Genomic DNA, 5,169 nt, shown 5'->3' with positions numbered 1-5,169 from the left:
CACGCGTTTTGCCGAGCCGGTCTATGACGCGGTCGATGCCATGGATCGCGAGAGCGCGCGGCCCGACGCCGCGGGCATGCTGTATCCGGTGGTGACGATGCGACCCGGCATCACCCACGCCGGCTCGCGCGCGGCGCTGATTGGCGCCGATGCCGACGCGGCATTGACCAACCGTTATTCGGTCGAGCGCCGCGTTACGGCGGAGACGCCGCCGGTCTTCCTGACCCAGAGCGCCGACGACACGGTCGTGCCGATCCGCAACAGCCTCCTGATGTACGAAGCGATGCTCGCCGCGCATCGTCCGGTCGAAACGCATCTGTTCGAGAAAGGCGGTCACGGTTTCGGCGTGACCCTGCCGGCGAGCGAACCTGCGCACGACTGGCCCGACCTGTTCGCTCGTTTCCTCGCCGCGCATCGCGTGTTGATCTAGGGTCCGTACTCGATCGCCGTCGCTATCGAGTACAGACCCTGAACCAGAGCCTCAGCCCGTTACCGTCACCGGGATCACGATGTTCGAGGTGATCGCCGGATTGCTGGTGTCGGTCGCGGTAACCGTGGCGTTGTACGTCGTGACCGTCGGCGGGGGCGGGGTCACACTGCCCGATCCGCCGCTCGATCCGCCGCTGCCGCCGCCGCACGACCCGAGCGCCAGCGCCGCGAGCGGCAAGGCGAGGAGGCGGAAGCCGCGCAGGAATGACAAGCCGATTCCGCCGGCCAGCAGCAATGCCGCCAGCGTGGCGCTCGCCGTCCCGGGCACGGTCAGCGTCGCGCTGTGCGTAGCGCCGTCGGCGAAACTCAGCGTCGACGGACTGATCGTGCCGCTATAGCCGGGGATCGACACGCTGAGATTGACCGTCCCGCGATAGCCGCCGCCCGGTTCGACGGTGATCGTGCTGGTACCGCTCTGGCCGCGCGCGATGTTGATCGCGCCGCCGGTCAGCGTCAGCGTCGGCGCGACCGTGGTCGAGGCCAGGCCGAAATAGGTCTTGCAGGTCCGCACCCCCGCGACGACGTCGTAATCGGTCGCGAGGCCCAGCAGCGATACGCCGTTTTCGGAGGGCAGCAGCGGCGAGGAATAATTCTGGCAGACGTTGCTCGTCGTGGGCGGCGCGTTGATTGGCACCGGTGCGGGCAGCACCTTCCAAGGGCCCGAGCCGTCTGCGCTGTCGTTGTAGAACACGACCTGTCCATTGCCCGGAGCGATTCCAGCCGCATTGGCGACGATCTGGCCGATGACGAAGATGCGACCGTTGGCGAGCCCGGGCACCGCCGCCCAGGCGTTGGTCGGCGTGTGCAGGAACCAGCGGTGATCGTCGGTTTCGACGCGCGTTCCGACATCGGTCGCCGCGCCCCAGGCCAGGCCGTCGGCCGAGGTCTTGTAGAATACGGTACAAGCGGCGGGGCCGCACAATTCGAACGTCATGAAATAGCGGCCCGAGGGCAGGCGGCGGACCACCGCCATGCCCGGCCGGTCGGCGGCGACGCCGCTCGACACGACGTCGGCCGGTGCGCTCCAATGCAGGCCGTCGGTGGTGCGCGTCAGTCGCAGCACCTGCGAATGCCCGACCTGGGTCTCGTCGGAATAGAAGCAGACCAGCGAACCGTCTGCGGCGATGGTGAATTCGGGCTCCCATAATCCGCCCGCGCTGCGGTTGACCGTCGCGGTCAGGCAGTTGGACAGATAGCTCCAGGTCGCGCCGCGATCGCTGCTCCGGAAGATCTTGATCTGCATCGGCGCGCCTTGCACGTCGCCGCCGACCGATCCGGCCCAGAGCAAGGTGCCCGCGTAGAGCGCACCCACGGCCTGCGGCAGTTCGTACAAGGTACCGCAGCACAGGCCCTTGGCGAAGTCGGCATCATTGATCGTGCCGATCCGTGCGAAGGTGCGGCCGCTGTCATCGCTGGCGAAGATCTGCTCCTCGCCCTTGCCCGAGGGGAAGCTGGTCACGCTGGCGACGATGCGACCGTTTCCCGTTGTGCCATGCGACAACCGCACGAGGCGCGGGTAGAGCGTTTCGTTGCTGGACAATTCGGTGCGCTGCGCCGCCGCCGGAACGGCACAGACAGCGAGCAACATCCAAAACAGCCAATATCGCAAGACCTTGCGCATCATCCATCACCTCCCAAGCATATTATGACTGTATAATATGTTTTGTCATATAAATTAGGCAAGCGTCAAGCGGCATCCGAGATGCGGCGGGCGGCGTGGCTACGATAGCCGCCAGTCGGCGGATATTTCGTGGCCGTTTCGAAGAGCGAACAGGGTAGAGACGCCATGGATTGGGCAAGGCGAATCAGGCTCGGCGCAGCGCGAACGGCGCTTGCCCGCCCCAGACGATGGCCAAGGTCGATTGGCCTTGGCCATCCGGGCTATAACGCTGTTTTGGAGACCGTAAGGAATGGTGCGCGTTGCAGTCGCGGGCGGAAGCGTCTCGTGCCCAATTTCGCTGGTATCAGGGAAATCAACAGCGAATGGCCAGCGCTGCGGACCGTAGATTGGCGACGGGCAAGAGAGGAAATCCTGCTGAGACGGGTCGATGGGCGCTGTAGGAGCAGGGAATTTTCAGAGCCGCATCAGCGAAGGATATGAGCTGATGGAGCGAATTCCGGCTCAGTTTGGCTAGCGACTCGCGACTGGCATATCGCTGCGCCCACCAAATCGGATAGTCATCCAAGTAGTCGCCAGTGCTCGGCCGGATGTTTGCGGATGCCGCGAACGCGGGCGAAATCGCGCGAAGTGGCGCACCATGCGTCACTCACAAAGTAAAATCGGTTCAATAGCTTAGCAGAAGATCGTGATTGCGGCTCCGGCCGGTCTGTTCTATAAATGTACCAGCGGCGACAGTCCCCCCGTCGCCGCTTTTCGCGACCGTGGTCGCGCATGATCAGGTGGTAGCGAGCTCATTGCTCATTGGGGGGAAGTATGAATTTCACGACGACGTTTGGCACTCAGCCGCAGGGTGCTGGCTCCAACCAAATCCCAGACAGGAAACTCGGTTTCGAACGGCTGCCGATCGCGCACCTGCGCGCGCTGGCGAACCATCCGCGTAAGCTGCGGCGGAGGCACGTCGCCCGCATTGCAAGGAGCATTGAGACGCTCGGCTGGATCAACGCTATCATCGTCGATGAGCAAAATGCAGTGATCGCGGGGTACGGTCGCTGGGAGGCCGCAAAGCTCCTGGGCCTGGATGAAGTACCGGTGGTGCGCGCGAACGGCATGACCGATGTCGATAAACGCGCCTATCGCATCAGCGAGAATAAGCTGGCCGAGATCGGCGAATGGGATGTCGACGCGCTCACAAGCGAGTTCTCCCTTCTTCTCGATTGCTCGTTCGATGTGGAATTGACCGGCTTCGAGATGATCGAAATCGACGCCCTCTTTGAGGTAGAAGAAGAAGGGGACGGCGCGTTTCCTCCCCAGTTGCCCAACCAGCCCGCAGTTAGCCGCCACGGCGATATGTGGCACATCGGTCCCCATCGCCTGCTTTGTGGCGATGCCACCAACTCGGACGACTATGAAAAGCTGCTGGGCGGCGAACAGGCCGGCATGGTGTTCACCGATCCGCCCTATAACGTACCGATCGTTGGGAACGTGGCGGGCTTACGCAAACCCAAGCACCACGAGTTCAAGATGGCGTCGGGCGAGATGAGCGAGGCTGAGTACCGCGCATTCCTGACCGCCGTCTTCGATCGCATGGCCAAGGTCAGCCGGCCCGGCACCATCCTCTATGCCTGTATCGACTGGCGCCACATCGTCGAACTGCAGACCGCAGCCGTCGAGGCGGGGCTAGAGGTCAAGCAATTGTGCGTCTGGAACAAGACCAACGCCGGGATGGGGACGTTCTATCGGTCCCAGCATGAGCTCGTGTTCGTGTTCAAGAAGGCGGGCGAGCACATCAACAATTTCGGGCTGGGCGGCAAAGGGCGTTTGCGTAGCAATGTGTGGACCTATCCGGGCGCCAATGGATACCGGCCGGGTCGGTCCGAGGATCTCGACCTTCATCCCACGGTCAAGCCGGTGAAGATGGTCGTGGACGCCATCATGGACTGTTCGAAGCGCGGGGACATTATCCTCGATCCGTTTATCGGCTCCGGCACCACTCTGCTCGCAGCGGCGCGGACGGGACGGCGTGGGTACGGGCTCGAGATCGACCCGCGCTACGTCGACACAGCGGTCGTGCGGCTCAGTAACGAGCTCGACGTACGCGCGACACTCAGCACGGGAGAAACGTTTCCGGAGGTTGCGCTCGAGCGCCTCAATGGGGGGAAGAAATGAGCGAGGATTACGAGGTCGGCTACGGTAAGCCGCCCGAAGAACATCGATTCAAGAAGGGCCAGTCCGGCAATCCGTCGGGGCGACCGAAGGGCAGCAGGTCGATATACGCAATTGCCGATGCCGTGCTGAGCAGGCGGGTCACCGTCAAGGAGCATGGGCGAACAAGGACTGTGACAGTTACCGAGGCGATGGTCTTGGCGATGGCCCATCGGGCGGCGAAAGGCGATCACCGCGCTTTCAAAGTTCTCGAACCGTACCTGCCCCAGGAAGAGCCCGAAGAGATTGAAGAGGCCGCTCAGCCCGTGACGTTCACGCTCTCAATGGGCGATCCGATCATTCAGGAGCGCATTGTCGAAGCCCAGCGTCGCGAACGGGAGCGTGAGAAGCCCGAAGGCAAGGAGTAAAGGGGCGAGCGCTCGACTTGCACTCCATCGCCATTGGAGCGATCAGACTGGTCAATGAGCACCATGCGCACCAGCACCAGTCACCCGCTTCAGATCGCGTCCGTTTGTCCCGGGCCCGGAATGGGGCGGATCGGCATTACTTTCTGTCCGGGCAAGAGGCAGCCCAATGCCGTAACCGGTTCGTGGGACCGCGATCTCGCGCTCGACGTGAAGGCAATCAGCGACTGGGGCGCGGTGCTCGTGATCAGCCTGATCGAGGACCATGAGTTTGCCGTCCTCCAGGTCGAGGCGCTCGGCGACACGGTGCGTGCCCATCACATGGAATGGCTGCATCTTCCGATCACCGATGTGTCGGTGCCCGGCGCTGCATTCGAAGCTGCCTGGATGGAGCATGGTGAAGGCGTGCGCGCTCGCCTCCGCGACGGCTTTGACATCGTCGTGCATTGCAAGGGCGGGCTGGGCCGTGCCGGCACGATCGCGGCACGTCTG

General features: G+C 63.4%; 5 protein-coding genes. 4 read left to right on the top strand and 1 reads right to left on the bottom strand.

The window, feature by feature from the left end:
* Positions 1–430, top strand: a 430-nt coding sequence (locus ACTHJR_RS06600) for an alpha/beta hydrolase (RefSeq protein ID WP_440522331.1), incomplete at its 5' end; no start/stop codon positions are given.
* A 51-nt stretch (positions 431–481) separates the two neighbouring features.
* On the opposite strand, the gene ACTHJR_RS06595 is transcribed toward ACTHJR_RS06600, so the two are convergent.
* Positions 482–2,113: a sialidase family protein gene (locus ACTHJR_RS06595; RefSeq protein ID WP_440522330.1), complete on the bottom strand. Its 1,632-nt coding sequence runs from the start codon at positions 2,111–2,113 to the stop codon at positions 482–484.
* 810 nt (positions 2,114–2,923) lie between these two features.
* On the opposite strand from ACTHJR_RS06595, the gene ACTHJR_RS06590 reads away from it, so the two are divergent.
* The 3 genes from ACTHJR_RS06590 to ACTHJR_RS06580 form a co-directional block, all read left to right on the top strand.
* Entirely contained in the window at positions 2,924–4,276 is a 1,353-nt protein-coding gene (locus tag ACTHJR_RS06590) for a site-specific DNA-methyltransferase (protein WP_440522329.1), read from the top strand.
* Positions 4,273–4,680 (top strand): DUF5681 domain-containing protein, encoded by a 408-nt coding sequence (locus tag ACTHJR_RS06585; RefSeq protein WP_440522328.1) that lies wholly within the window; start codon positions 4,273–4,275, stop codon positions 4,678–4,680. The genes ACTHJR_RS06590 and ACTHJR_RS06585 overlap by 4 nt, the downstream gene beginning before the upstream one ends.
* A 63-nt stretch (positions 4,681–4,743) precedes the next feature.
* Positions 4,744–5,169 (top strand): phosphatase domain-containing putative toxin (locus tag ACTHJR_RS06580; RefSeq protein ID WP_440522327.1); only part of this gene is annotated, 426 nt, incomplete at its 3' end.

It is taken from the genome of Sphingomonas sp. (assembly GCF_051962185.1).
Taxonomy (GTDB): domain Bacteria; phylum Pseudomonadota; class Alphaproteobacteria; order Sphingomonadales; family Sphingomonadaceae; genus Sphingomonas.
The sequence above is the reverse complement of the archived record's forward strand: the minus strand, read 5'-3'. Positions and strand labels throughout refer to the sequence as shown.